The sequence below is a fragment of the Amycolatopsis sp. NBC_00438 genome (genome assembly GCF_036026695.1).
Lineage (GTDB): Bacteria > Actinomycetota > Actinomycetes > Mycobacteriales > Pseudonocardiaceae > Amycolatopsis.
In genome coordinates this window covers 2,947,907-2,974,464 of record NZ_CP107923.1, presented here as the reverse complement: position 1 = coordinate 2,974,464, position 26,558 = coordinate 2,947,907, and the positions used below count along the sequence as shown (strand labels likewise).

Here is a 26,558-nt window from a genome sequence, read left to right as displayed (position 1 = left end):
AATGACAGCGATCGTCCAAGTCACGGGCCGGGAGATCCTGGACAGCCGGGGCAATCCGACCGTCGAGGTCGACGTCGAGCTGGCCGACGGCTCGTTCGGGCGCGCGGCGGTGCCCTCGGGCGCGTCGACGGGCACCCGGGAAGCGGTCGAGCTGCGCGACGGCGACCCGCACCGGTTCCTGGGCAAGGGCGTCATCGGCGCGGTCGCGGCCGTGAACGGTGAGATCGCCGAGGCGGTCCTCGGGCTCGACGCCGACGACCAGGCCGCCGTCGACCGCGCGATGATCGAGCTCGACGGCACGGCGAACAAGGCCCGCCTCGGCGCGAACGCCATCCTCGGCGTCTCGCTCGCCGCCGCGAAAGCGGCCGCCCAGACCCACGTCCTGCCGCTCTACCGCCACCTCGGCGGCCCCGACGCGCACCTGCTGCCGACGCCGATGATGAACATCGTCAACGGCGGCGCCCACGCCGACAACGGGATCGACTACCAGGAGTTCATGATCGCCCCGGTCGGCGCGACGAACTTCGCCGACGCCGTCCGGATCGGCGCCGAGATCTTCCACACGCTGCGCAGGATCCTCCGCGACGCCGGGCACAACACCAACGTCGGCGACGAGGGCGGCTTCGCCCCGCAGCTCGGCTCGGCCGACGAGGCGCTCGATTACGTCGTCCGCGCGATCGAGCAGGCCGGCTACGCGGCGGGCGAGGACGTCGTGCTGATGCTCGACCTCGCGGCGTCGGAGTTCGCCGAAGAAGGCGTCTACCACTACCGCGGCGAAGGGCGGAAGCGCTCGGCCGAGGAGCACGTCGACTACCTGGCCGGGCTCGTCGACCGGTACCCGATCGCGTCGATCGAAGACGCCATGGCGCAGGACGACATCGCCGGCTGGCAGCTCGTCACGCGGGTGCTGGGCGAGCGCTGCCAGCTCGTCGGCGACGACGTCTTCTGCACCAACGTGGAGCTGCTCAAGCACGGCATCGAGCACGACGTCGGCAACGCGATCCTGGTCAAGGTCAACCAGATCGGCACGCTCACCGAGACCCTGGAGGCGGTCGAGGTCGCCTACCAGGCCGGCTACGGCGTCGTGTTGTCGCACCGGTCCGGCGAGACCGAGGACACCACCATCGCGGACCTCGCGGTCGCCGTCGACTGCGGCCAGATCAAGACGGGTTCGCTCTCCCGCGCCGACCGCACGGCCAAGTACAACCAGCTGCTGCGGATCGAAGAAGACCTCGGCACCGCCGCCCGGTACGCGGGCCGGCACCCGTTGACCCGGAAGGTGCGCTGAGGAAAGGAAGTCACGGAGGCCGGACGCCGCTGCGTGTCAGGCCTCCGTGACCTCCAACGAATCGGCGCTTTCGGTCCGGACGACGTCGACGAGCGCGAGGTGGCGGAGACCGGCGAAGAGCCGTTCCCCGAGCAGGGTCGTGATCAACGCCGTCTCGGCGGGCCGCCGGGCGGGCCCGACGTCCGCGATCAGCCCGGCGTCGACCTCGGCGGTCGCCCGGGCGAGCGCGGCGTAGTCGGCGAGCTTGCCGGTGACGGCGCTGTGGCCGAGGGCGTGGAACGTGGCCAGGACGGTCACGAGGTTCGCGATGCTGGGATCGGCGGTGTCCACTGGGCCACCGAGATGGACATCGTGTGCACCCAGCAGCGCCCGGACCCGGTCCAGCGCCCACGCCCGGGCGGCTTCACCGGTGGGGCGGGTGCTGACCCGGCCGTCCTGCGCGACGCCCAGCACGACGGGGGAGGCGTGGCCGGAGTCGAGCGCGGCCAGCACGGCGGCCACCTCGGCCAGCGAGAGGCCGCCGATCTCCCGCAGCGCGCAGACGAGCCGGAGGCGCCGGAGGTGCTCGTCGGAGTACTCCGCCTGGTTGGGCCCGATCCGCCGCCCGGCGGGCAGCAGACCCTCCCGCAGGTAGTACTTGACGGTCGCGACCGGGACCCCCGATTCGGTGCTCAGCTCAGCCATCCGCATGTGCCCGGTACCCCTTCTCCGTCTCCTACTGCCCTCGCGCGGGAGACGCCAGTGGATCGTGGACTCTCGGCCACTGCCCAGCACCGGGCGGAAAATCTAGTGCGATGCGCACACCTCGCCACCCGTCCGGCCGGTACTGGACAAATCCTTGAACCCGATCGGCGAGACTCGGGCCAGGAGCTTGCCGGCGACGAAGGGGCGGGCGATGGCCACCATCTGCGGGACCGATGCGGCGTACACCCTCGAGGAGCTCGAGGCCGACGCGGCGGGGACAGCGGCCGAGCTCGCCGCGCGGGGTCTCGGCCCCGGCGACCGCGTGCTGCTCAAGGCGGACAACTCGATCGGCTACGTCACGGCGGTGCTGGCCCTGGTCCACCTCGGCGCGTCGATCGTGCTGCTCGACCACCGGGACAGCCCGGTGGCCACACGCGACGTCCTCGTCCGTGCGAAGGTCAAGGTGTGCCTGGTCGACGACCCGGCCGACGTCGCCCCGGCCCCGGCGATCCGGCTGGCGGAGCTGGCCGCGGCCGCCCGGCCCGTGCCGGGCGGGATCGACGCCGCCGCGTGGGCCGCGCTGCCCGACGGCCTGCTGATGTCGTCCTCGGGGTCGACCGGGCGGCCGAAGGTGGTCGTGAAGTCCGGGGCCGTGTTCCTCGCCAACCTCCGGCGCACCGCGGAGGCGCTCGACTACACCCGCTCCGACGTCCTCGCGCCGTTCCTGCCGTTCTCCCACCAGTACGGACTGTCGATCGTGCTGCTGGCCTGGCTGGTGCGCTGCTCGCTGGTCGTCGTGCCCTACCGGCGGCTCGACCACGCGCTCGGCCTGGCCGGTCTGCGCGGCGCGACCGTGCTCGACGCCGCGCCCTCGACCTACCGCAGCATGCTGAACATCACGCGGCAGCGGCCGGTCCTGCGGGCCGCGCTGCGGCGCGCGCGGATGCTGTGCGTCGGCGCGGCGCCGCTGAACCACCGGCTGGTCGCCGAGTACCGCGCGGAGTTCGGCAAGCCCCTGCTCGACGGTTACGGCAGCACCGAGCTCGGCAACATCTCCTTCGCCGTGCCCGCCAACCCGGTCGCCACCGGCCGCCCGGTCCGCGGGGTGGACGTCTGCGTAGTCGACGACGACGGCGTCACGGTCGCGGCCGGCGAAGTCGGCGAGCTGCTCGTGCGCACTCCCGACCTGCCGGCCGGCGTGCTGGACGACGACGGCGAGCTGACCCCGGCACCGGCCGGCTGGTTCCGCACCGGCGACTTCGGCCTGGTCGACGGCGCCGGCAACCTCCACGTCCTCGGCCGCAAGCGCGCGGTCCACCGGATGGGCTACACGCTGTACCCGGACATGATCGAGCTGCGCGTCGCGGAAGCCGGCTGCTGCGCCAAGGTGGTCGCGGTCCCCGACGAACGCCACGGCAGCCGCCTGGTGGCCTTCGTCGAGGACGAGGACGGCCACGCCCCGGCGTACTGGCGCGAGCGGATGGCCCGGATCCTGCCGCCGTACGAGGTCCCCAACCGGGTGGTCGTCGTCGAGAGCTTCCCGTTGAACCGCAACGGAAAGCCGGACGGCCGCCGCCTGGAGGAACTGGCCTCGACCGCGTAGCGCGAGTACGGGGGAAGGGGCGCCTGGACGAGTCTGCCGTGGCCCGTCGTGAGTGGTTAGGGCGGTTAGAACCGCCCTGACCACTCACGACAAGCCGCGCCGCCGAAGGTCCGCCGCGTCGAAGCCGAACTCCGCGAGCACCGCGTCCGTGTGCTCGCCCAGCGCCGGGATCGGGTCGAGGCGTGGCGGGCGGCCGGGCACCGTCACCGGCGGCACCGTCAGCCGCAACGGCCCCACCGGTGAGCCGACCTCGGCGAACCGGTCGCGTTCGGTCAGCTGCGGGTGCTCCAGCACCTCCGGCAGCTCACGCCGCCGGGCGTGCGCGATCCGGCCCTCGCTCAGCCGGGCGACCAGCTCCTCACCGGTCAGCGAGGCGAAAACAGCGTTGATTTCCCGCTCCAGCTCGGCCCGGTGGGCGACCCGCGCGCTGCCCGTCGCGTAACGCTCGTCGGACGTCCACTCGGGACGGCCGGCCGCGTGCCGGCAGAACGCGGCCCACTCGCGGTCGTTCTGCACGGCCAGCACCAGCTGGGTGCCGTCGCCGGCGGTGAACGTGCCGTACGGCACGATGGCGGGGTGGCTCGTGCCGGCCCGCGGCGGCGGGGTACCGCCGAAACCCGTGTAGTACAGCGGGAAGCCCATCCACTCGATCAGCGCGTCGAACAGGCTGACCTCCAGCTCGGTGCCCTCGCCGGTGCGTTCCCGGTGGAACAACGCCGAGAGGATGCCGGAGTAGGCGTACATGCCCGCCCCGATGTCGGCCGCCGGGATGCCGCTCTTCGCTGGCTCCTCGGCCGTTCCGGTCACCGACACCAGCCCGGCCTCGGACTGGATCAGCAGGTCGTACGCCTTCGCGTCGCGGTACGGGCCGGTCGAGCCGTAGCCCGAGATCGAGCAGGTGATCAGCCCCGGCCGGGACGCCCGCAGCGCGGCGGCGCCCAGGCCGAGCCGCTCGGCGACGCCGGGGGCGAAGTTCTGCACGAAGACGTCGGCGCCGTCGATCAGCCGGCCCATCACCTCGGGCGCGGCTTCGTGCTTCAGGTCGAGGGTGACGCTCTCCTTCGAGCGGTTCAGCCAGACGAAGTGGCTCGAAAGCCCGCGGACGGTCTCGTCGTAGGCACGCGCGAAGTCGCCGGTGCCCGGCCGTTCGATCTTGAGCACCCGCGCGCCGAGGTCGGCCAGGTGCCGCGTCGCCAGGGGCGCCGCGACCGCTTGTTCGCAGGAGACGACGGTGACGCCGGCGAGCGGGAGGGAAGCCATGGCCGCATCCTGTCATCCCGGCCGGCACCCGGCGGGGTGATCGGATTCCGAGGCCCGGCCAGTAAGGTGTCCGGAGGGTTTCGGCCCTGCTGGGAGACGTCGCGACGGCGGCGTCCCGAGCTCCGGTAGGCGAGCGCAAGGCGGTGCGATCCACCGCCCGGCACCGCCCCGGGACCTCGCATCGCACCTGAGACTGGAGATCCGTGGCCCTACGCAGCGGCCTCCGGGCCTTGCCCGGGACAGAACTGGCCGGCCGGGAGTGGGAGGTCCGGCTGCTCGCCGACCGGGCCCGGGCCGCCGCCGTCGGCGCGGGACAGGCCGTGCTGCTGCGCGGACCCGCCGGGATCGGGAAGACCAAGCTGCTCGCCGCCGCGCTCGACGAGCTCGACGGGATCGCCGCCACCGTGCTCACCGTGGCCTGCCCGGACAGCGGGGTCGCGGCCTACGAAGCCGTCCGCGCGCTGTTCGAGCCGCTGCAGCCGGCCGGCGCCGCCGCGGCCGACCTGCTCACCGGCAGCGCCCGGCTGGCGCTGCCGGCCCTGGTGCCCGCGCTGGGCGAGGGCCAGGGCACCGCCGACACCTACTCCGTGATGCACGGCCTGCACTGGCTCACCGCCGGCCTGGCCGCCCGCGGCCTCGTGGTGCTCGCGCTCGACGACGTCCAGTGGTGCGACGAGACGTCCCTGCGGTGGCTGGGGTTCCTGCTGCGCCGGGCGGAAGACCTGCCGCTGCTGGTGCTGATGACCCAGCGGACGGGGCCGGACGAGCCCGCCCCCGAGGTGCTCGGCGAGATCGGCGCGGCCCTGAGCTGCCTGACGGTCGACCTGGCGCCATTGTCTCCCGACGCCGTCTCCGACGTCCTGGAAGCGGCGTTCGGCGGGCCGCCGGACCCGGTCTTCGCCGCCCGCGTCCTCGACCTGACCGGCGGGAACCCGTTCCTGCTCGACCGGGTCGTCGGCCGGATCCGCGACGAGGGGGCGCCGGGCGCCGAGCACATCGCGCTGCTGGACCGGGTCGGCCGCGAGGTCGTGGCGCGGCCGTTGCTGGACCGGCTGCCCGAAGGCGCGTTCGCCGTGGCGCGCGCGATCGCCGTGCTGAGCGGCGAAGACCTGGAGACGATCGCCGCGCTCGCCGGGACCCAGCCCGGCCCGGCGGGCGGGGCCGTGCGGGCCCTGCGCGCCGGTGAGCTGCTGGTGCCGGACCGGCTGGACTACGCGCACGACCTGATCCGCACCGCCGTGCTGGACTCGGTGCCGCCCGCCGAGCTCGCCCGGCTGCGGGAACGCGCGGCCGTGCTGCTCAACGACCGCGGCCGGCCCGCCGAGGAAGTCGCCGTCCACCTGCTGCTGCTCGACTCGGTGCCGCAGCCGTGGATGGTGAACGTCCTGCGCGACGCGGCCGTCTCGGCCGAGGGACGCGGCGCGCCCGCGGCCGCGGCCCGGTACCTGACCCGCGCCCTGCGGGCCGACGAGGACGACATCGCCGTGCTGGTGCACCTGTCGCGGGTGCAGGGGCAGCTGGACCCGGCGTCGTCGCTGCGGCACCTGGAGCGCGTGCTCGGCCTGGTGACCGACCCGCGCCGCCGGGTGCCGGTCGTCATGCAGTACACGATGATCTCACTGGCCGCGCAGAACTCCCAGCGGGCCTACGCGCTGGGGGAGGAGGCGCTCGACGCCCTGGTCGCGGTCAGCGGTCCCGATCCCTCGCCCGCCGACCGGGCGCTGCGGATGCTGGCCGAGTCCGCGCTGCTGCTCTCGGGTCTCGACGAGAAGTCCTCCGTGCCGCGGGTGAGCGCGCGGCTGCGCGACGTCACGCCGCCGCCCGGCGACACCGCCGAGGAACGCCAGCTGCTCGGCATGCTCTCGTCACTGGGCACGCTGCAGGGCCGGCCGGCGGCCGAGGTGGCCGACCAGGCGAGCCGGGTCCTGCTGATCGGCGACGTCGCCCCCGGCGGCTGGGCCGTGCTCGGCGCCGTCCTCTCGCTCTACCTCGGCGACCACGGCGAGCCGGCGCTGACCGCGATCAACGAGCTGCTCAACCACGCCCAGAACCGCGGCGAGGCGTGGACCTACGCCCTCGGCGCGAGCACCCGCGCGCTGATGCACGAGTTCACCGGCAACCTCGCGGAAGCGCTGTCGGACGCGCAGTACTCGTTCGACGTCGTCACGCAGGAGCGGTGGGCCCCCGGCGTCACCATGCCGCAGGCGGCGCTCGGCGCGATGCTGGTCCGGCAGGGCGACCCGGTCCGCGCCGAGCAGGTGCTCGACACGGTGACCCGGCCCCGGCTGGCCGAGTTCACCCTGGAGTACCACTGGTTCCTGATGGCCAGGGCCCGGGCGCGGGCCGCGCAGGGTGACGCCGAAGGCGCCCTGGCCGTGCTGCGCACGTGCGGGGACAGCCTGCGCGGCAGCGGCATCGGCAACCCCGTGCTGGCGCCGTGGTGGTTCGACACCGCGGAGCTGCTGGCGGGCCTCGGCCGCGCGGCCGAGGGCGTCGACGTCCTCGACGCCGTGGAGCCGGCGATCCGCCGCTGGGGCACCGCGCGGGGATTCGGCATGCTGGAGACCGCCCGCGGTGTCCTGGCCGAGGGCGACGCGGCGATCGACCGGCTGACGGCGGCCGCCGAGGTGCTGGCCGGCTCGCCCGCCAAGCTGGAGCACGCGAAGGCCGAGTACCTGCTGGGCCGGCGCCTGCTGCGGCGCGGCGACACCGAGGGCGCCCGGGAACGGCTGCGGCGGTCGATCGACCTGTCCGTGCTCAGCCGGGACAAGCAGCAGCTCGGGCTGTCGCTGCCGGCGCTGACCGAGGCGGGCGGGCGGATGCGCCGCGGGACCGACTCGCCGGCCGACGCGCTGAGCGGCAGCGAGCGGCGGGTCGCCGAGCGGGCCGCGACCGGCGCGACCAACCGGGAGATCGCCGAGTCGCTGTTCCTCACCCAGCGGACCGTCGAGGTGCACCTGACCAGCGTCTACCGCAAGCTCGGCATCAAGGGCCGGGCGGACCTCGCGGGGGCCCTGCGCACCTGGTGAACGCTCTCCGGGGTCCGGGTGGCGGAGTCCCCGGCCCGGCTCCGTTTGCCACTGCTTACCCGGCGTCACGCATTGCCCGCTTGTGCCACCCGGAATGGTCAAGGGGGACGGAAATTCCCTGGCGGCACCCGCGGGGCCCGCGGATGCCGTAGTGCGGAGCTAGCCTCCCTGGTGGATCCACCGGTCCGAGCGCCCGTCGATGCGCCGAGGGAGGTCGTCCGTGCCGTACCACCGGCCACTGTCCGTCATCAACTCCGGGCACAACCGCCCGGCCGGGCGGTTGATCGGCCGGGCACGCCAGCTCGCGGTGCTCGACGACCTCGTCGACGGCCTGTTCGCCGGGCGCCCCGCCCGCGTGGGCATCTCGGGCGCGGCCGGGACCGGCCGCACGGCGCTGCTGCGCCGGCTGCTCGCCACCGCACGCGACCGCGGCGCCGTCGCCGGCCTGGCCACGTGCTCGCCGGTGGAGGCCGGGATCCCGTTCAGCACGGCGTCGCAGCTGGTCGCCGCCCTGCACCCGCCGGCGCGGTTCGCGGACCTGACGACCGAGTGCTTCGCCGGCCCCTGCGAAGGCACGGTGCCGCTGCTGTGCGACGTCTTCGCCGAACTGGCCGTCGACGGACCGCTGGTGCTGGCCGTCGACGATCTCCAGTGGGCGGACGCCTGGTCGCTGCGGTGCTTCACGGCGATGGCCGCCCGGCCCGGCCCGATCCTGCTGGTCGCGGCCGCGCACGGGCCGCTGTCGCACTACCTCGGCGACGACGCCGGGCCGGGCACCCGCCACCAGCTGGACCTGCCGCCGTTGACCGAAGCGGATGCCACGGCCCTGCTGCGGGAGACGCCGGGGGAGCCGGGCGGCGCGGCGTTCACCGCGGCCGTGCTGAGCATCGCCGCCGGCCGGCCCGCTGTGCTGCGCGACATCGTGGCGCGCTGGACGTCCGGTGGGCACGGCCCCGAGCCCGAGCAAGTACCGCACCTGGTGCGGATCGGCCGCGCGGTGACGTCGGCGCGCGCGGCCCGTGTCCGGCGCGGCCTGCCGCCGGATGCGCTGGCGCTGCTGCGGGCGATGTCGGTGTCCACGTCGGACGTCGTGCTCGCGGGCCGGCTGGCCGGCCTGCCGGAGTCCGCGGTGACCGGCGCGCTGGAGCCGCTCGTGGCGAGCGGCCTGGTGGCGGCGGGCCGCCCCGCCGAGCCGCACCTCGCGGCGGAGGTGCTGGCGGAGCTGGACGCCGACGCCCGCGGCGACCTGCACCGGCGGGCGGCGGAGCTGGCGCACGCCACCGGCGCCGGGGCGACGGTGGCGGCCGACCTGCTCCGCGCGGCGCCGGCGGTGGGGGAGCCGTGGGCGCGGACGGTCCTGGTGGAGGCGGCGGAGCAGTGGTTCCTCCAAGGCCGCACCTCGGCGTCGGCCGACGCGCTGCGCCGGGCGTTGCTGGAGCCGCTCGAACCGGCGGATCGCGCGGCTTTGCTGCTGCGCCTGGCGTCGATGGAGGTCACGCAGGATCCGGACGCGGCGGACGGCCGGCTGCGCCGCATCCTGGCGGAACCCGAACTGAGCACACTGCCGGCGGCGGTGACCGCGGCGGACCTCCTCCTGGCCCGCGGCGACGTCGAGACGACCCGCCGCGCGGTGTCCGAGCTTCGCGGCCGGGCGGAAGCGCACGCCCGGTCCGGTGAACCGGCCCCGGAATCGTCCACTATGGACACCGAGATCCGCGACCCCGCCCGGCGTGCGGCCGACGACTCGTCCACTGTGGACTCGGACCTGATCGCGCTCGGCCGGCTCGCCGAAGAGGAAGCCGCGGTGGATCCGGACATGCCCGTCGCGCCGCTCCGGTGGCCCACCCGGCCCGGCGGTCCCGCCGAAGCCGGCGCCGAAGCCTGGCGGCTCGCCACCCGCGGCGAAGACCGCCGCCGCGCGCTCGACCTGGCCGAACAGGCCCTGATCGTGCGCGAGGACGCGCCGCTCATGCCGCGGATCGCCGCCTGCCGGGCGCTGCTGTGCTGCGACGAGCCCGAGTCCGCCGCCGAAGGGCTCACCGCCGTCGCCGCCGCGGCCCGCCGGCGCGACGCCCGGACCGCGGCCGCCCAGGCCCTGCTGTACCGGGCCGTCGTCGACCTGCGGCGGAACCGGCCCGAGGACGCCCTCCACGACCTCACCGCCGCCGGGCGGGAGCTGCCCGTCCGGTCCTGGCACCCCGCGCTCGTCCCGGCCTACCTCGCCGTCGAGATCTCCGCGCACCTCAAGCTGGGCCGGGTGGAGCGCGCCCGGCGGCTCGCCGCCGAACCGCTCCCGCGCGGCGGCGAGCACACCGCGGCCCCGGCGTTCCTCCTCTACGCGCGGGCGGAGCTGGCCCTGGCCGCCGACGAGCCGGAAGCCGCCCTCGCCGCGGCGCGCGAGTGCGGCCGGATCCTGCGGTCCCGGCAGTGGGTCAACCCGATGCTGGCCCCGTGGCGCACCTTCGCCGCCTTCGCGCTGCGCACCCTCGGCGACGCCGCGGCCGCGTCGGCCCTGGTGGCCGAGGAACAGGCGCTGGCCGGCCACTGGGGCACCGTCGTGGCCTTCGACTCCCTGCGGGAGCGCGCGGTCGCCGAACTGCGGCGCAGCGTGCCCGCGCAACGGCGGCCCGTCGAGCCGGTGCCCGAGCCCGTGCTGCCGGCCGGACGCCGGTTCGAGCCGCGCCGGCCGGAGGTGCTCTCGCCCGCCGAACAGGACGTCGCCGCGCTCGCCGCGCGCGGGCTGCCGAACCGCGAAATCGCCCGGGAGCTCTCGATCGCGCTGCGCACGGTCGAACTGCGGCTGACGAAGGTGTACCGGAAGCTCGGCCTCAAGGGCCGGTCCGCGCTCACCGAGCGCTGGGCGACCTGGACGCTGGGGGACTGACCGGTGCTGCTGGAACGGGAAGCCCACCTGTCGGTGCTGGACGAGGCGCTGCGGGACGCCGACGCCGGCAGCGGTGGCCTGCTGCTGATCCACGGGGAGGCCGGCGCCGGCGGCTCGGCGCTGCTGCGGCACCTGGCCCACCTCGGCGCGGCCCACGGGGCGCGGATCCTGCGCTCGAGCGGCGCACAGCTCGAACAGGCCTTCCCGCTCGGCGTCGTCCGGCAGCTCGTGCTGCCGATCTTCGCCGGCCCGGACGATCCGGCGCTGCCACCGGTGGCCCGGCAGGCGCTCGGCCCGCTGACCGACGGCTCGGCCGGCCCGGCGGAACTGGCGACGCTGCTGCACGGGTTGCACGCGCTGCTGGCCCGGCTGAGCCGGACGCGCGGGCTGGTCGTGCTCGTCGACGACCTGCACTGGGTGGACGAGCTTTCCTTGCGTGCCTTGGCTTTCCTGGTCGCCAGGCTGTCCGGCATGCGCGTCCTGATCGGCGCGGTCCTGCGCGACGGTGCTGGCGCGCGCACGGCGCTCGTGCCGGAGATCGAGGCCGCAGCCCGCTACCACGTGCGGGCCGAGCCGCTGTCGGTCGCCGCGACCGGGCGGCTGGTCGCCGCGCGCTTCGACGCCGGCCACGACCCGGAGTTCGCGGCCGCCTGCCACGAGCTCACCGGCGGCCGTCCCAAGGACTTGCGCGCCCTGCTGGACCGGGCGTTCTCCGCGCGGCTGACGGCGAAGGCCGACGACCGCGCGCGACTGCGGGCCCTCGGCGCGGACCTCCGCCGGGAACGGCTGCGGGTCCTCGTCCGGCGTGATCGGGAAGTCGAGGCCTTCGCCCGGGCCGTGGTCGTACTGGGGCGCCACGCCGAGCCCGCGCTCGTCGCGCGCCTGAGCGGGCTGGCCGACGCCGCCTGCGCCGCGGCCCGCGCCGCCCTGGAGGGCCCCTGGCTCACGGTGGCCGCGGACGGCCGGCTGGTGCCCGAGGCCGCGCTGGTGCGGGTGGTCGAGGAGACCGCGTCGGCCGCAGACACCGCCGCCGCCCACCGCACCGCGGCCGGGCTGCTGACCGCGCAGGGTTACCCCGCGGAGGACGTCGCCGGGCAGCTGCTGCGTGTGGACACCCTGAACGGCGGCCCGGAGATCGAGACGCTGCGGGCGGCCGCCGTCGCCGCCCTGCGCCGGGGGGCCCCGGAACCCGCCGCACGCTACCTGCGGCGGGCCCTGCTCGAACTGCCGCCGGGCAGCGCCGGCCGCGCGCCGCTGCTGGTCGAGCTCGCCGCCGCCGAACTCGGGCCCGACCCCGCGTCGGCCGTGCGGCACCTGGTCCAGGCCGCGCCGCTGCTGCCGACGATCCGCGACCGGGCCGCGGCGGTCGCCCGGATCCCGTTCACGATCTCCGCGCGCGGCCCGCTGGTGACCGAGCTCGTGCGCGCCGTCGCCGGCTCGCTCGGCCCGGCCGGCGCGCTGACCGGGCACGACCGCGACCTCGCCCTGCGGCTGGAGGCGCGCGACTGGTTCGCGGCGCTGGAAGACCCGGCCCGGCTGGCCGTCGCCCCGGCGCGGCTGCGCGAGCTGACCGACACCCCGTCGGGCCCCGGCGCGGCCGAACGCGAACTGCGGGCCGTGCTGCTGCTGGCCGCGACGCTGGCCGGGCGGATCAGCGCCGACGAAGCCGCACACCGAGCGGGCTGCCTCCTGGACCACGAGCCCGCGCGGTCCATCCGCGCCGGAGCGGCGTTGCGGATCGTCCCGATGGTGCTGGTTGCGGCGGGTCACGTGGACGCCGTGACGCCGTGGCTGTCGGCCACGGGCGCGGCGGGCACCGTGGCGACCCGTTCCCTCCTGGACGTCCACCGCGCGCTGGCGCTGCTCTCCCGTGGCCGGGCCGCGGCGGCGCAGGAACCGGCCGGCCGCGCGTTCCGGCTCGCCGAGCCCGCCGGTTACGACGTGCTCGCGCTGCCGGCCACGACGCTCGGCCTGGTCGCGTCCGCGACCGGTGACCGGGCCCTGGCGCGCACGGTGCTCGACGGTCTCCCGGTCGACGACAGCCTCGCGGTCCTCGCCGCACAGCGGAGCCTGCGCGGGATGCTGGCCGCCGCCGGAGACCCCGGCGCGGCGCTGGCGCAGTTCCTCGACTGCGGGCGCCGGCTCGACCGGGCCGGCTGGCGCAACCCGGCGATGTACCCGTGGCGCGCCTCGGCGGCGCTGCTGGCCCACCGGCTCGGCCGCGCCGACGAAGCCGGCCGGCTGGCCGAAGAGCACCACCGCCGCTGCGTCGCGTGGGGCGCGCCCGCGACCGTGGGTGGTGCCCTGCGGGTCCTCGCCGCGCTGGACGGCGGCCGCGACGGCATCCGGTTGCTGCAGGAGGCGGTCGAGCTGCTCGGCCGCTCGCCGGACGACCTCGAGGAGGCCAAGGCCCGCGCCGACCTGGCCGAGCGGCTCCGGCCCACGGAACCCGAAGCGGCGCAACGGTTGCTGGCCCGCGCCCAGTCGCTGGCGGAGAGCTGCGGCATGGGCCGGCTGCTGACCCACGAGAACGGCCCGGTGACCCACACCGAGCCGGCCCGCGCGACCGCCGAGCTGACCCGCGGCGAGGCGACGGTGGCGGAACTGGCCGTGCGCGGCCGGACGAACTCCGAGATCGCCGAGCAGCTGAGCATCAGCCGCCGGGCGGTGGAGAAGCACCTGACGAGCTCCTACCGCAAGCTCAAGATCGACGGCCGCCCGGACCTGGCCGGCGCCCTGGGCGGCCGCACCGCGGGGGAGTGACACCGGTCCGGCCACCGGCGCCCGGCCGGCCGCCGGGGAGCTGGACCGGGTGCGCCGACAGTGGCGCGGGCTCTCCCCGGTCGCAGCTGCCCGGCCGGTGCCTCCCCGCCCGACTCCCCGCCGTCGCGAGCACCGGCGGCGGATCCGGTCGTAGAGCCGGTCGCGCCGCCCGCCGCCAGTTCGGCGTGGCGGTACCCGGGCGAGTTGACCACGTCGGATTCCAGGCAGCCGCGCCGCTCTGATCGAGGACATGGACCGGGCTGGGAAGGCCGGGACCGGTTCGCCGTGTCCGGTCCCGACCGCGCCTTCCACCGCGCGATCGTCAACGCGGCGGGGAACACGGTGCCGACGGAGTCGTACGACACACTCCGCTCCCGCCGGCAGCGTGTCGCGGTGCGTGCCCTGCACGCCCGTCCCGGGCGGCTGCCGGTGATCGGCGCCGAGCACCGTGCCCTGGTCGCGGCGATCGACCGCCACGACACCGAGGTGGCGCTGGGCGTCCTCGACCAGCACCTGCGCCCGGTGTCCGAAGTGGTCTCGACCGCGGTTGATCCCACATACGGCGTACCGGCCCCGGCGAATGATAGGAATGGCCGGTGACCGAACCTGACCTGACCGAACCGAACCTGATCGAAGCCGCCGCGGCCGAGGCCGTCACGCTGACCAGCGAGCTCCTCCGCATCGACACCACCAACACCGGCGACCCCGACACGCTGGTCGGCGAGCGGGTGGCGGCCGAGTACGTCGCGGAGAAGCTGACCGACGCCGGCTACGAGATCACCTACGTCGAGTCGGGGGGCAAGAACCGGCACAACGTGATCGTGCGGCTCGAAGGCGCCGATCGGTCGCGGGGCGGGCTGCTGATCCACGGCCACCTCGACGTCGTGCCCGCCGACCCGTCCGAGTGGTCGGTCCATCCCTTCTCCGGTGCGATCCAGGACGACTACGTCTGGGGCCGCGGCGCGGTCGACATGAAGGACATGTGCGGGATGGCGCTCGCACTGGCCCGGCACTACAAGATGAACAACATCGTCCCGCCGCGCGACCTGGTCTTCGCCTTCCTCGCCGACGAGGAGGCGGGCGGCAAGTTCGGCGCGCAGTGGCTGGTAGAGAACCGGCCGGAGCTGTTCGAAGGCGTCACCGAGGCGATCAGCGAGGTCGGCGGCTTCTCGATCACGCTGAAGGACGACGTCCGGGCGTACCTGATCGAGACGGCGGAGAAGGGCATCCGCTGGATGAAGCTGCGCGTGCGCGGCACCGCCGGGCACGGCTCGATGATCCACCGCGACAACGCCGTGACGAAGCTGGCCGAAGCCGTCGCGAAGCTCGGCAACCACCGCTTCCCGCTGGTGCTCACCGATTCGGTGAAGGAGTTCCTCGCCGGCGTCACCGAGATCACCGGCTGGGACTTCCCGGAGGACGACATCGAGGGCTCGGTCGCCAAGCTGGGCAACATCTCCCGGATGATCGGCGCGACCCTGCGCGACACCGCGAACCCGACGATGCTGACCGCCGGCTACAAGTCGAACGTCATCCCGTCGGTCGCCGAGGCGTCGGTGGACTGCCGGATCCTGCCGGGGCGGCTGGAGGCGTTCGACCGGGAGCTCGACGAGCTGCTCGGCCCGGACATCGAGAAGGAGTGGATGGAGCTGCCGCCGGTCGAGACGACCTTCGACGGCGCGCTCGTGGACGCGATGACCGCCGCCGTGCTGGCCGAGGACCCCGGCGCGAAGACGTTGCCGTACATGCTTTCCGGCGGCACCGACGCGAAGTCCTTCCAGGACCTCGGCATCCGCAACTTCGGCTTCGCGCCGCTCAAGCTGCCCGCGGACCTCGACTTCTCGGCGCTGTTCCACGGCGTCGACGAGCGCGTCCCGGTCGAGGCGCTCAAGTTCGGCACCCGCGTGCTGGACCGGTTCCTGCGCACGTCCTGATGACGCGGTTCGCGCTCGCCGACGGCACGCCCCTGCAGATCGTCCGCAGGGGCGACCCGGCCGCGCCGGTCACGGTGGTGTTCGTCCACGGCTACGCGCTCGACCAGCGCAGCTGGAGCCGGATCGCGCCGCTCGTGCCGGACGCGGCGGAGGGCCCGGTGGCCGTGCTGACCTACGACCAGCGCGGCCACGGCGGCTCGGGGCGGGCGCGACGCCGGACGGCGACGATGTCCCAGCTCGGCGACGACCTCGCCGAGCTGCTGGAGCGCGAAGTCCCGGCCGGGCGGGTGGTCCTGGTCGGGCACGACATGGGCGGGCTGGCGATCATGTCGCTGTCCCAGCGGCACCCGGCGCTGTTCCGCGCCCGGGTGTCCGGGCTGGCGCTGCTCGCGACGTCGTCGGGCAAGCTGGCGACGGAGGTCTCGGCGACCTGGCCGAACGCGCTGGGCAAGCTGGCGCGCGACCTCGAAGCGGTGCTCGGCTCGAAGCTGTTCGGGGTGGTGCACGAGCACACGAGCCGGGCGGTGAGCGCGGGGCTGCGGTGGTGGCTCTTCGGCGACGATCCCGAGCCGGACCTGGTCGAACTGACCGTGCAGATGATCCGCGGCAACTGGCCGCACACCGTCTCGCTCTTCCGCCCGGCGCTGGACGCCTACGCCCGCGACGCGGCGTTGGCGCAGGTCAGCGGCGTGCCGGTGACGGCGATCGTGGGGGAGCGGGACCGCATCGTCCGGGCCGGCGACGTCGAGCAGTGGGTGGGTGGCCTGGAGGAGGGGACGGCCGTGGTGCTGCCCGGCGTCGGGCACGTCGTGCCGTTGGAGGCCGCGCCGCAGGTGCTGCCCCGGGTGGTCGCCCTGGTGAACGCGAGCTACCGACAAGACCAGGATTCTTGACAACTTCTCTGTTCGGTAGCATCCTGGGCGCATGTTCTCCGTGGCGGTGATCGAAGACCCGGCGGCGGCCGAGGTGTCGCTGGACCCCATCCGGGCCCGGCTCCTGGCCGAGCTGGCGGAACCCGCGTCCGCGACGATGCTGGCCGGCCGGGTGGACCTGCCGCGCCAGAAGGTCAACTACCACCTGCGTGCGCTGGAAGCGCACGGCCTGGTGGAGCTGGTCGAGGAGCGGCGGAAGGGCAACGTCACCGAGCGGATGATGCGGGCGACGGCGTCGTCGTACGTCATCTCGCCGGCGGCGCTGGGCGCGGTGCAGCCCGACCCGGCCCGGTCGCCGGACCGGCTCTCGGCCCGCTGGCTGCTCGCGGTGGCCGGACGGCTGGTGCGCGACGTCGGCCTGCTCATCACCGGCGCGGCCAAGGCGAACCAGCGTGTGGCCACCTTCGCGCTCGACGGCGAGGTGCGGTTCGCGTCGCCGGCCGACCGGGCCGCGTTCGCCGAGGAGCTGGCGACGGCCGTCACCACGCTGGTGGGGAAGTACCACGACGAGACGGCCGCAAAGGGCCGCAAGCACCGGGTGATCGTCGCCGTCCATCCGAGCGTCCCGGAAGGATCCTGACGTGGGGCACGAATTCGAGCTGACCGACGCCGCCGAGGTCGACGCGACACCGGAAGAGCTGTGGGAGGCCATCGCCACCGGCCCGGGCATCGACTCGTGGTTCATGGGCCGCAACGAGGTCGAGGGCGGCACGGGCGGCGTGATCCGCGGCGCCTTCGGCGGTTACCGGCCGGAATTCGGGATCCGCGAATGGGAGCCGCTCGAGCGGCTGGTCTACGGCACCGACGCCGCGCCGGACGGCCGTCGCATCGCCTACGAGTTCCTCATCGAGGGCCGCGAAGGCGGCAGCTCGGTGATCCGGTGCGTCACGAGCGGCTTCCTGCCCGGCGACGACTGGGAGGCCGAGTTCGAGGCGATGACCACGGGCGGCGCGCTGTTCTTCCGCACGCTGGTCGAATACGTCACGCACTTCACCGGCCGCGCGGCGGTGCCGATCACCGCGTTCGGCCCGCCGGTGGGGGACTGGGACACGGCCTGGGCGACGCTGGGCGCGGCGCTGGGGCTGTCCGCGCGGCCCGCGACCGGCGACCGGGTGCGGCTGGAGCCGGAGGGCCGGGAGCCGGTCGAGGGTGTCGTCTACGCGGTGAACGACCAGGCCGTCGGCATCCGCGTGCCCGACGCCATGATCCGGTTCATCCGGGGCTTCCACGGTCCGATGGTCGCGGCCCATCACGTCTTCACGCCCGGCGCGGACGCCGCAGCCGAAGAAAAGGCCTGGAGCAGCTGGCTGGCCCGCGTGTTCGATTGACAATCGAGTGGTAGGCATCGAATATCGATACATGCCTCGTCTACTCGTCGCCGCCTTGCACGCCGTCGTCGCCTGCGCGTTCCTTGCGGGCCTGTACGCCCAGGTCGTGGTGATCCCCACGGCCGCGGCGGACCAGGTCGAGCTGTTCCCGCCGCTCGCGCCGCACCGGGTGCCACTGGTGACGGCCGCGATCCTGTTCGTGGCCTGCGGCCAGGCCGCGCTGCTCGGCCTCGGCCTGCTGCTGCGCCGGGCGAGCCGCGGCACGGTCTTCCAGCCGTCGGCCCTCACCGGGGCGAACGTCGTGGTCGGCGCGACCGCGGCCGCGACGGTGGTCACCGCCGGCGTCTTCGCCTACGTGACCCTCGCCGACATCCCGTCGCCCGCGGACGGAATGGACGTCATCGGCCTCTGGCTCGGCACGGCCGCCGCGGTGGCGGTGGGGACGGCGGCGGTGCTGCTCCTCTTCGCCGGCCGGCACCTGCTGGTCAAGGCGATCGGCCTGCGCACGGAACTGGACGGCGTGGTCTGAAGCCGCCCGCAAGTCCGTGAAGGCCTCCTTGAGGGACTCTGAGTCCCTCAAGGAGGCCTTCACGGACCGGGGGAAATGCTCGGGTACCGGGTGCGTCCACCCGGGGGCGGTCAGGTGGGCAGGCCGCCGGGCAGGGATTCCGCCGTCTTCTTGCGGCGCAGCCAGACCCTGCGGGTGCCGTCGGCGTAGAGCCGGACGTTCCGCAGTTCCCAGCCCGCGAACTCCGCGTGGATGGAGAGCTGGATCGCCGCCGCACGCCGGGACACGCCCGGGGGAAGGTGCAGACGGCGGTACTCCCAATCCCCTTCGACCACCGCCTCGCTGACCGTCGTCATGGCTGGATCACCTGGGTCCCTTCTCCGGCGGCGGAGCCGATGATCACCCGGCCGCTCTGGTCGTCGACCCCCACCGAGTCCGGCTGGCGGATGGTGGGGAACCGGAACTTCTCGACTGGTTCGCCGCCGCGGACGTCGAACCCGACCACTTCGTTGCGCTCCGTCAGCGTCACCCAGGCCAGGCTCCGCTTCGCGTCGTAGGCGATCCCGTACGCGCCACCCGGCACCGGGTAGCGCTGCCGCATGATCAGCGGCGACGCCGAGAAGGCGATCAGCGCGCCCGCCCGCGCGTCGGTCACCAGGATCCGGCCGTAGGAGTCCGCGACGGCGTTCGCGGCGCCGTCACCGGCCCGCAGGCCTTCGTTGATCTTCCCGCCGGCGACGTCCACGGAGAACACCGCCGTGCGAAGCCGGTCCAGCACCACCACGCCGTCCCCGGCGGCCAGGACGTCGTCGGCGCTGTAGAGCTGCCCGCCGATCGTCCGCGCCGGACCGCTCGCCGGCAGCACCTGGATGTCCTTCGCCGCCCCCATCGAGACCAGCCGGTCGGCGCCGTAGGCGATGCTCGACGTCGGCTGCCCGCCCGTCTTCGTCTCCGAGAGCTTCCGGTCCGGCAAGGACAGCTGCTGCACCACACCCTGAGCCGGCTCCGCGATCTCCACCCGCCCCGGCGCCACGGTCAACCGCGAGGCTGTGCCGTATAACGCCATATTCACCGGCGGGGACGCGAGCGCGTTCAGGTCGTAAAGCTGCAAAGACGGCTGCTGAGCGAGAGCCACGACCAGCGTCGACCCCGAGACGGCCACGGCCGAGACGGCCGCGCCCGGCAGGACCTGACCGGCGGGCTTCACGGTGACCGCGGGGGAGACGGCGGCGGTGGCCGCCACCGGGTTCGCGACGATCTGCAGGTCGTCGCTGTCCGACTTGGCCGAGGAGCAGCCCGAGAGCACCAGGACACCGGCGAGCGGGATCGCGATCCGCGACGCGGCGGTGAGCCGACGCACGTTGGGGCCTCCGGTTTTTCCTCGGCGGGTGGTGCTCACCAGCATCCTCCACGATCGTTCTGCCGTCACGTGCATGTCACCCAACAGACACCTGCCGTGGTGTCGATCACGGTGTCGATCATCGGGGCCAGCGTTCCGGGTAGCCGACGTCGATCGCGCTGACGTCGTCGAGCGCCGACCGGATGGCGGGCGGGAGGGTGATCGCCTCCGCCGTCAGCGAGCCCGTGAGCTGGCCGGTGTCGCGGGCGCCGACGACCGGGGCGACCACGCCGGGCCGGTCGCGGACCCAGGCCAGGGCGACGGCGAGCGGGGACGTCCCGAGCCCGTCGGCGGCGGTGGCGACCGCCTGCACGATCCGGGCGGCCCGGTCGGTGCGGTGGTGCTCGACGTACCCGGCGAACACGCTGGAGGCGCCGCGGGAGTCAGCCGGGGTGCCGGTGCGGTACTTGCCGGTCAGCACCCCGCGCCCGAGTGGTGCCCAGGGCAGCAGGCCGATGCCGTGGTGCTCGGCGGCGGGCACGACCTCGCGGTCCACGCCGCGTTCCAGCAGGGAGTACTCGACCTGGGTGGAGACGAGCGGCGCGACCGCGGCGGCGCCGGCGGCGGCCGTCGCCAGCTGCCAGCCGGAGTAGTTGGAGACGCCGACGTAGCGGGCTTTGCCGCTGTTGACGGCGTACTCGAGCGCGGCGAGGGTCTCGGCGACCGGCACGGTGGTGTCCCACGCGTGCAGCTGCCAGAGGTCGACGTGATCGGTGCCGAGGCGCTTCAGCGAGCCGTCGAGGGCCGAGAGCAGCGCGCCGCGGGAGGCGCCGCCGCCGAACGGGCCGTCGGTGCGCCGGGCGACCGCCTTCGTCGCGAGGACGACGTCGTCGCGCGGGACGAGATCACCCAGAAGTGAGCCGAGCACCCGTTCGGCTTCGCCCTCGCCGTAGATGTCGGCGGTGTCCACCAGGGTGCCCCCGGCGTCGACGAAGGCGACCAGCTGGCTCGCCGCTTCCTCCGCGTCGGTGTCGCCACCCCAGGTCATGGTGCCGAGCGCCATCCGCGAGACGCGCAGTCCCGAGCGGCCCAGCTGTCGCTTTTCCACGACCGCCGAGCCTAGTGGGCCGCCCCGCTTCGACCTGACCAAGGTGAGTCGTGTCGCCCACAAGGGCCCCCGTTAGGGTCTGGCCCCGTGCGACTCGGACTGAATCTCGGCTACTGGGGAGCGGGGAACGACCCCGCGAACCTGGCCCTGGCGAAACAAGCGGACGAACTGGGCTACGCCGTCGTGTGGGCGGCGGAGGCCTACGGCTCGGACGCGGTGACGGTGCTCTCGTGGATCGCGGCGCAGACGTCGCGGATCGACGTCGGCGCCGCGGTGCTGCAGATCCCGGCCCGGACCCCGGCGATGACCGCGATGACGGCCGCGACGCTCGACACGCTGTCGGGCGGCCGGTTCCGGCTCGGCCTCGGCGTCTCCGGCCCGCAGGTGTCCGAGGGCTGGCACGGCGTGCGGTTCGCGTCGCCGCTGGGCCGCACCCGCGAGTACGCCGGGATCGTGCGCAAGGCGCTGCGGCGCGAGCGGCTGGAGTACGCGGGGGAGCACTTCACGCTCCCGCTGCCGGACGGCCCCGGCAAGGCGCTGCGGCTGACCGTCCGTCCGGCGCGCAAGCACATCCCGCTGTACCTGGCCGCGATCGGGCCGAAGAACCTGGCGCTGACCGGCGAGCTCGCCGACGGCTGGCTGCCGGTGTTCTTCTCGCCCGCCCACGCGGGTGAGCAGCTCGCGCAGATCCGGGCCGGCGCCGACGCGGCCGGGCGGTCGATGGACGGCTTCGACGTCGTCCCGACCGTGCCCCTGGTCGTCGGCGACGACTGGCGGGCCTGCGCGGACGCCGTCCGCGGGTACGCGGCGCTCTACCTCGGCGGCATGGGCAGCCGGGAGAAGAACTTCTACAACCAGCTGGCCTGCCGGATGGGCTTCGCAGCCGAAGCCGCCGAAGTGCAGGAGAAGTACCTGGCCCGCGACCGGGCGGGGGCGATGGCGGCGGTGCCGCTGGAGTTCCTCGACGCGACGTCGCTGCTGGGACCCAAGGAACGGATCGCGGAGAAGATGACCCAATTCGCCGAAGCCGGCGTGACGACCCTGTCGGTGTCGCCGTTCAGCCCCGACCCGGCAGCCGCGCTGACCACGGCCGTCGAGGCCCTGGACCTGGCGGGGGTGGCCTGACGTGGGATGGTTCGAGTCGCTTGTCCTGGGCCTGGTCCAGGGGCTGACGGAGTTCCTGCCGATCTCCTCGAGCGCGCACCTGCGGATCGTCGCGGCGCTCGTGGGCTGGGACGACCCGGGCGCGGCGTTCACCGCCGTCACCCAGATCGGCACCGAGCTCGCGGTGATCCTCTACTTCGGCAAGAAGATCGGGAAGATCCTGCAGGCCTGGTTCTTCTCGCTGTACAAACCGGACTGGCGGCAGGACCCGGACGCCCGGCTGGGCTGGCTGATCATCGTCGGCTCACTGCCGATCGTGGTGCTCGGCCTGCTGCTGCAGGACGCCATCGACAGCGCGTTCCGCGACCTGCGGATCACCGCGACCGTGCTCATCGTGTTCGGCCTGATCCTGCTGGTCGCCGACCGGATCGGGAAGCAGGAGCGCGGCCTGGACGACCTGACGGTGCCGCACGGCCTCGGGTTCGGGTTCGCCCAGGCGCTGGCGCTGATCCCCGGTGTGTCCCGTTCGGGTGGCACGACCAGCGCGGGCCTGCTGATGGGCTACACCCGCGCCGAAGCGGCGGAGTACTCGTTCCTGCTGGCGCTGCCGGCGGTGTTCGGCTCGGGGGTGTACAAGCTCAAGGACATCGGCTCGGGCGGCGTGCCGGCCCAGTGGGGCCCGACGATCCTGGCCACTCTGGTCGCCTTCGGCGTGGGGTACGCGGTGATCGCCTGGCTGATGGCCTACATCAAGAAGCGCAGCTTCGTGCCGTTCGTGATCTACCGCCTGGTCCTGGGCGTGCTGCTGTTCGTGCTCATCTTCACCGGCGCCCTCGACCCGAACGCGGGCCCGGTCGGCGGCTGATCGACGCGGGTCACCCCGCGTTGCCGCCCCGGCCGCCCCGGCTTCGCCCGAACGGCCGACACGCCACAGTCCACACGCGTGTTGGCCGTTCCGGGCAGTGTGTTGGCCGTTGCAGGGGCGGAGTCGTGGCTCCGCGATGGCCGACTCACGGCCCGGAACCGCCAACACGCCGGTAATCCTGGTGACTGGAGAGCCGTCGCCGCAGGGCCAGTCGGCGGCTGATCGTCGCGGGTCACCCCGCGTTGCCGCCCAGCGGCCGGGCGGGTGATCGGCGGCAACGTAGGGTGGGTCCTGTGAGTACGGTCATTCTGGTCAGGCACGGCAAGTCGACGGCCAACGGATCCGGCATCCTGGCCGGGCGGTCCCCGAAGGTGAATCTCGACGACACGGGCCGGGCCCAGGCGGAGAAGCTCGTCGAACGCCTCGACGGCGTCCCGCTGGCCGGCGTGGTCGTCTCGCCGATGCTGCGGTGCAAGCAGACCGTCGCGCCGCTGCTGGCGGCGCGGGGGATCGGGAAGACCGTCGAGGCCGGACTGTCCGAAGTGGACTACGGCGACTGGACCGGCAAGGAGCTCAAGCACCTGGCCAAGGAACCGCTCTGGCGCGTCGTGCAGGCACACGCGTCCGCCGCGGTGTTCCCGGGCGGGGAGGGGCTCGCGCAGATGCAGGCCCGCTCGGTCGCCGCCGTCCGCGCGCACGACCGGCGGATCGCCGCCGAGCACGGCGACCACGCCGTGTGGCTGCTGTGCAGCCACGGCGACGTGATCAAGTCGATCATCGCCGACGCCCTCGGCCAGCACCTCGACGCCTTCCAGCGGATCGTCGTCGACCCCTCGTCGATCTCCGTCGTGCGGTACACCGAGACCCGGCCGTTCGTCCTGCGGGTCAACGACCACAGCAATGACCTCGGCGGCATCGTGCCGCCGGAGCCGAAGCCCGCGAAACGGGGCAAAAAGGCCGCGAAGGACGCCGCGAGCAGCGACGCGGTGGTCGGCGGTACCACCGGCAGGTGACCGGGGCCACCTACGGAAAGCGCTGACATCGTCACCGGGGGAGCCCGTAGGGTGGCGGGACCGAGTGTTTTCCCCGACCAGGAGCCTGCCCCGATGATTTCGCCGGACAATCCGTTCGCCGCACCCAGCGAGCTGCCCTACGCCCTGCCGCCCTTCGACCGGATCTCCGACGAGCACTACCGGCCCGCGTTCGAGGCGGGCCTGGCCGAGCACGCCGCGGAGATCGAGCAGATCGCCGCGCAGGACGCCGAGCCGACGTTCGAGAACACCATCGTGGCCCTCGAACGCGCGGGCGAGCTGCTCGGCCGCGTGGCGAGCGTGTTCTACAACCTGGCCGGCTCCAACAGCACCGACGAGATCCAGGCGATCCAGGCGGAGTTCGCGCCGAAGCTGGCCGCCCACCACGACGCGCTCCACCTCAACCCGCGGCTGTTCGCCCGCATCGACGCGCTTCACGGACAGCGCGAAGAGCTGGGGCTGGACGAGGAGTCGCTGCGGCTGCTGGAACGCCGGCACACCGACTTCAGCCGCGCCGGCGCCGGGCTCGGCGACGCCGAACAGGCCCGCCTGCGCGAGCTCAACGGGCAGCTCTCGACGCTGCAGACCAAGTTCCAGCAGAACCTGCTCAAGGACACCAACGAGCTGGCCGTCGTCATCGACGACCGCGCCGAACTGGCCGGGTTCGGCGACGGCGCGATCGCCACCGCCGCCGAAGCGGCGACCGCCCGCGGCGAAGCCGGCAAGTACGTCATCAACCTGACCCTGCCGACCAGCCAGGCCTCGCCGCTCGAGACGCTCAGCGACCGTGACGTGCGCGAGCGGATCCACACCGCGTCGATGGCACGGGGCAACCGCGGCAACGACCAGGACAACAACGCCGTCGTCGCCGAGATCGCGCACCTGCGCGCCGAACGCGCCACACTGCTGGGCTACCCGGACCACGCCTCGTACATCATCGCGGACGAAACGGCGAAGACCGCCGAAGCCGCCGCCGGGCTCCTCGAGCGGCTGGCCCCGGCCGCCGTCGCCAACGCCCGCACCGAAGCCGCGGAACTGCAGGCACTGCTGGAGGCCGACGTCCCGGGCGCGAAGCTGCGGCCGTCGGACTGGCCGTACTACGCCGCCCAGGTCCGCCGCGAGCGCTTCGACGTCGACACCGAGGGCCTGCGCCCGTACTTCGAGGCCGACCGGGTGTACCTCGACGGCGTCTTCTACGCCGCGAGCAAGCTGTACGGCCTGACCTTCGCCGAGCGCCACGACCTGCCCGTCTACCACCCGGAGGTCCGGACTTTCGAGGTCTTCGACACCGACGGCACCGCGCTCGGGCTGTACCTGCTCGACCTCTACACCCGCGACGCCAAACGCGGCGGCGCCTGGATGAACACCTTCGTCGACCAGTCCGACCTGCTCGGCGACCGCACGGTCGTGGTGAACGTGCTCAACGTCAACAAGCCGCCGGCGGGGGAGCCCACCCTGCTGACCTTCGACGAGGTCGTCACCGCGTTCCACGAGTTCGGCCACGCGCTCCACGCGCTGCTCTCGGCCGTGCGCTACCCGACGTTCTCCGGCACCAACGTGCCGCGCGACTTCGTCGAGTACCCGTCCCAGGTCAACGAGATGTGGATGCTGTGGCCGGAGGTCCTGGCCCACTACGCCAAGCACCACGTCACCGGCGAGCCGCTGCCCGCCGAGCAGGTCGAGAAGCTCCTCGCCGCCCAGCAATACGGCGAAGGCTTCTCCACCACCGAATACCTGGCGGCGTCCCTGCTCGACCAGGCCTGGCACGGCCTCGGCGTCGACGACCACGTGGCCGAGGTGCAGCGGTTCGAGACCGACGCCCTCGTGAAAGCCGGCGTCGCTCTCGAAAGCGTCCCCCCGCGCTACCGCACCACGTACTTCGCCCACGTCTTCAGCGGCGGCTACAGCGCCGGGTACTACTCCTACATCTGGAGCGAAGTCCTCGACGCCGACACCGTCCAGTGGTTCCGGGAGAGCGGCGGCCTGACCCGCGACAACGGCGACCACTTCCGCCGCACCCTGCTGGGGAAGGGGGGCAGCGTCGACCCGATGGACGCCTTCCGCGCCTTCCGCGGCCGCGACCCCGAGATCGAGCCCCTCCTCACCCGCCGCGGCATCAACGGCGTCTGACCAACCCTGCTGGACCCGGACCACCACCGGGTCCAGCAGCACCTTCAAGTGTATAACGCCCTATACGCCGGGGCTTTCTTCGAAAATCCGTCGACGGATTCAGCTCTCAAGACCGGCAAAGAGCGAGGGGATCAGGCCGTCGCCTGTTCGCGGACGACGATGTGGTCGATGAATCCGTAGGCGAGGGCTTCGTCCGCGTCGAACCAGCGGTCCCGGTCGGCGTCGGCGGTGATGTGGTCGACGCTCTGCCCGGTCTGCTGCGCGGTGAGTTCGGCCATGCGGCGCTTCATCTTCCCGAACACCTCGGCCTGGATGGCGATGTCGGTGGCGGCGCCGCTGATGCCGGCCGAGGGCTGGTGCATCACGATCCGCGTGTTGGGCAGCAGGTAGCGCTTCCCGGGGGTGCCGGAGGACAGCAGGAACTGGCCCATGGACGCGACGAAGCCGAGGCCCCAGGTCGAGACGTCCGGTTTGACGAGCTGCATGGTGTCGTAGATGGCCATGCCGGCGGTGACGGAGCCGCCGGGTGAGTTGATGTAGAAGGTGATGTCCTTGTCCGGGTCGTCGGCGGCGAGCAGGAGCAGCTGGGCGACGATCCGGTTGGCGACTTCGTCGGTGACTTCGGTGCCGAGGAAGACGATGCGGTCGCGCAGGAGCTGCTCGTTGACGGAGTCGGTGAAGGTCTGGCCGGGTGTCTGCATGTCGGGTACGGCGAGAAGGGTCATGGCCCGACCGTAGGGTGCTGGGGGTGTGACGGTGATCGTCGTT

The 26,558-nt window shown here is 73.7% G+C and carries 21 protein-coding genes; 15 read left to right on the top strand and 6 right to left on the bottom strand.

All coding sequences use genetic code 11. From position 1 onward, the window contains the following. The first annotated feature begins 1 nt into the window (after position 1). Complete coding sequence (eno, locus tag OG494_RS13705; RefSeq protein ID WP_328455578.1) at positions 2–1,288, top strand: phosphopyruvate hydratase; 1,287 nt, start codon at positions 2–4, stop codon at positions 1,286–1,288. A 36-nt stretch (positions 1,289–1,324) separates the two neighbouring features. Here eno and OG494_RS13700 read toward each other — a convergent pair whose 3' ends face one another. Then, the gene (locus tag OG494_RS13700) at positions 1,325–1,972 is read right to left on the bottom strand and encodes a MerR family transcriptional regulator (protein WP_328455576.1); all 648 of its coding nucleotides are present in this window, start codon (positions 1,970–1,972) and stop codon (positions 1,325–1,327) included. 211 nt (positions 1,973–2,183) lie between these two features. Between OG494_RS13700 and OG494_RS13695 the strand changes: the two genes are divergently transcribed. Beyond that, positions 2,184–3,575: a class I adenylate-forming enzyme family protein gene (locus tag OG494_RS13695; RefSeq protein WP_328455574.1), complete on the top strand. Its 1,392-nt coding sequence runs from the start codon at positions 2,184–2,186 to the stop codon at positions 3,573–3,575. Positions 3,576–3,659: 84 nt separating this feature from the next. On the opposite strand, the gene OG494_RS13690 is transcribed toward OG494_RS13695, so the two are convergent. Continuing rightward, a complete protein-coding gene (locus OG494_RS13690) occupies positions 3,660–4,835 on the bottom strand; it encodes a CaiB/BaiF CoA transferase family protein (RefSeq protein WP_328455572.1) in 1,176 nt (391 codons plus the stop codon). A 203-nt stretch (positions 4,836–5,038) separates the two neighbouring features. Here OG494_RS13690 and OG494_RS13685 point away from each other — a divergent pair, with 203 nt between their 5' ends. From OG494_RS13685 to OG494_RS13645, 9 genes are all read left to right on the top strand, one after another. Beyond that, entirely contained in the window at positions 5,039–7,864 is a 2,826-nt protein-coding gene (locus OG494_RS13685; RefSeq protein WP_328455570.1) for an AAA family ATPase, read from the top strand. Positions 7,865–8,084: 220 nt separating this feature from the next. After that, a complete protein-coding gene (locus tag OG494_RS13680; RefSeq protein ID WP_328455568.1) occupies positions 8,085–10,748 on the top strand; it encodes an AAA family ATPase in 2,664 nt (887 codons plus the stop codon). Positions 10,749–10,751: 3 nt separating this feature from the next. After that, positions 10,752–13,511 carry an AAA family ATPase gene (locus OG494_RS13675; protein WP_328455566.1) on the top strand — a complete coding sequence of 920 codons (2,760 nt, stop codon included), beginning with the start codon at positions 10,752–10,754 and terminating at the stop codon, positions 13,509–13,511. A 285-nt stretch (positions 13,512–13,796) separates the two neighbouring features. Beyond that, positions 13,797–14,111: an FCD domain-containing protein gene (locus tag OG494_RS13670; protein ID WP_328455564.1), complete on the top strand. Its 315-nt coding sequence runs from the start codon at positions 13,797–13,799 to the stop codon at positions 14,109–14,111. A gap of 11 nt (positions 14,112–14,122) precedes the next feature. After that, positions 14,123–15,445: a M20/M25/M40 family metallo-hydrolase gene (locus tag OG494_RS13665; protein ID WP_328458936.1), complete on the top strand. Its 1,323-nt coding sequence runs from the start codon at positions 14,123–14,125 to the stop codon at positions 15,443–15,445. After that, the gene (locus tag OG494_RS13660; RefSeq protein WP_328455562.1) at positions 15,445–16,338 is read left to right on the top strand and encodes an alpha/beta fold hydrolase; all 894 of its coding nucleotides are present in this window, start codon (positions 15,445–15,447) and stop codon (positions 16,336–16,338) included. Before OG494_RS13665 ends, OG494_RS13660 begins: the two co-directional genes overlap by 1 nt. Before the next feature lie 31 nt (positions 16,339–16,369). After that, positions 16,370–16,957, top strand: a complete 588-nt coding sequence (locus OG494_RS13655; protein WP_328455560.1) for an ArsR/SmtB family transcription factor — start codon at positions 16,370–16,372, stop codon at positions 16,955–16,957. 1 nt (position 16,958) lies between these two features. Beyond that, a complete protein-coding gene (locus tag OG494_RS13650) occupies positions 16,959–17,705 on the top strand; it encodes an SRPBCC family protein (protein WP_328455558.1) in 747 nt (248 codons plus the stop codon). Between the two features lie 31 nt (positions 17,706–17,736). Continuing rightward, positions 17,737–18,234, top strand: coding sequence for a DUF2975 domain-containing protein (locus OG494_RS13645; RefSeq protein WP_328455556.1), 498 nt, complete (start codon positions 17,737–17,739; stop codon positions 18,232–18,234). A 110-nt stretch (positions 18,235–18,344) separates the two neighbouring features. Here OG494_RS13645 and OG494_RS13640 read toward each other — a convergent pair whose 3' ends face one another. From OG494_RS13640 to OG494_RS13630, 3 genes are all read right to left on the bottom strand, one after another. Further along, positions 18,345–18,569, bottom strand: a complete 225-nt coding sequence (locus OG494_RS13640) for a DUF5703 family protein (protein WP_328455554.1) — start codon at positions 18,567–18,569, stop codon at positions 18,345–18,347. Continuing rightward, the gene (locus tag OG494_RS13635; protein WP_328455552.1) at positions 18,566–19,573 is read right to left on the bottom strand and encodes a YncE family protein; all 1,008 of its coding nucleotides are present in this window, start codon (positions 19,571–19,573) and stop codon (positions 18,566–18,568) included. The genes OG494_RS13640 and OG494_RS13635 overlap by 4 nt, the downstream gene beginning before the upstream one ends. Positions 19,574–19,691: 118 nt before the next feature. Continuing rightward, positions 19,692–20,660, bottom strand: a complete 969-nt coding sequence (locus OG494_RS13630; RefSeq protein WP_328455550.1) for an aldo/keto reductase — start codon at positions 20,658–20,660, stop codon at positions 19,692–19,694. A gap of 87 nt (positions 20,661–20,747) precedes the next feature. On the opposite strand from OG494_RS13630, the gene OG494_RS13625 reads away from it, so the two are divergent. The 4 genes from OG494_RS13625 to OG494_RS13610 all read left to right on the top strand — a co-directional run bounded on the left by OG494_RS13625 (position 20,748) and on the right by OG494_RS13610 (position 25,790). Next, positions 20,748–21,785, top strand: coding sequence for an LLM class F420-dependent oxidoreductase (locus tag OG494_RS13625; RefSeq protein ID WP_328455548.1), 1,038 nt, complete (start codon positions 20,748–20,750; stop codon positions 21,783–21,785). Between the two features lies 1 nt (position 21,786). After that, on the top strand, positions 21,787–22,629 hold the full coding sequence (locus OG494_RS13620; protein WP_328455546.1) for an undecaprenyl-diphosphate phosphatase: 843 nt from the start codon (positions 21,787–21,789) through the stop codon (positions 22,627–22,629). 293 nt (positions 22,630–22,922) lie between these two features. Continuing rightward, positions 22,923–23,642: a histidine phosphatase family protein gene (locus tag OG494_RS13615; RefSeq protein WP_328455544.1), complete on the top strand. Its 720-nt coding sequence runs from the start codon at positions 22,923–22,925 to the stop codon at positions 23,640–23,642. Between the two features lie 93 nt (positions 23,643–23,735). Next, on the top strand, positions 23,736–25,790 hold the full coding sequence (locus tag OG494_RS13610) for a M3 family metallopeptidase (protein ID WP_328455542.1): 2,055 nt from the start codon (positions 23,736–23,738) through the stop codon (positions 25,788–25,790). Positions 25,791–25,921: 131 nt separating this feature from the next. Here OG494_RS13610 and OG494_RS13605 read toward each other — a convergent pair whose 3' ends face one another. Beyond that, the gene (locus OG494_RS13605; protein WP_442874479.1) at positions 25,922–26,491 is read right to left on the bottom strand and encodes a ClpP family protease; all 570 of its coding nucleotides are present in this window, start codon (positions 26,489–26,491) and stop codon (positions 25,922–25,924) included. Positions 26,492–26,558: the final 67 nt, after the last annotated feature.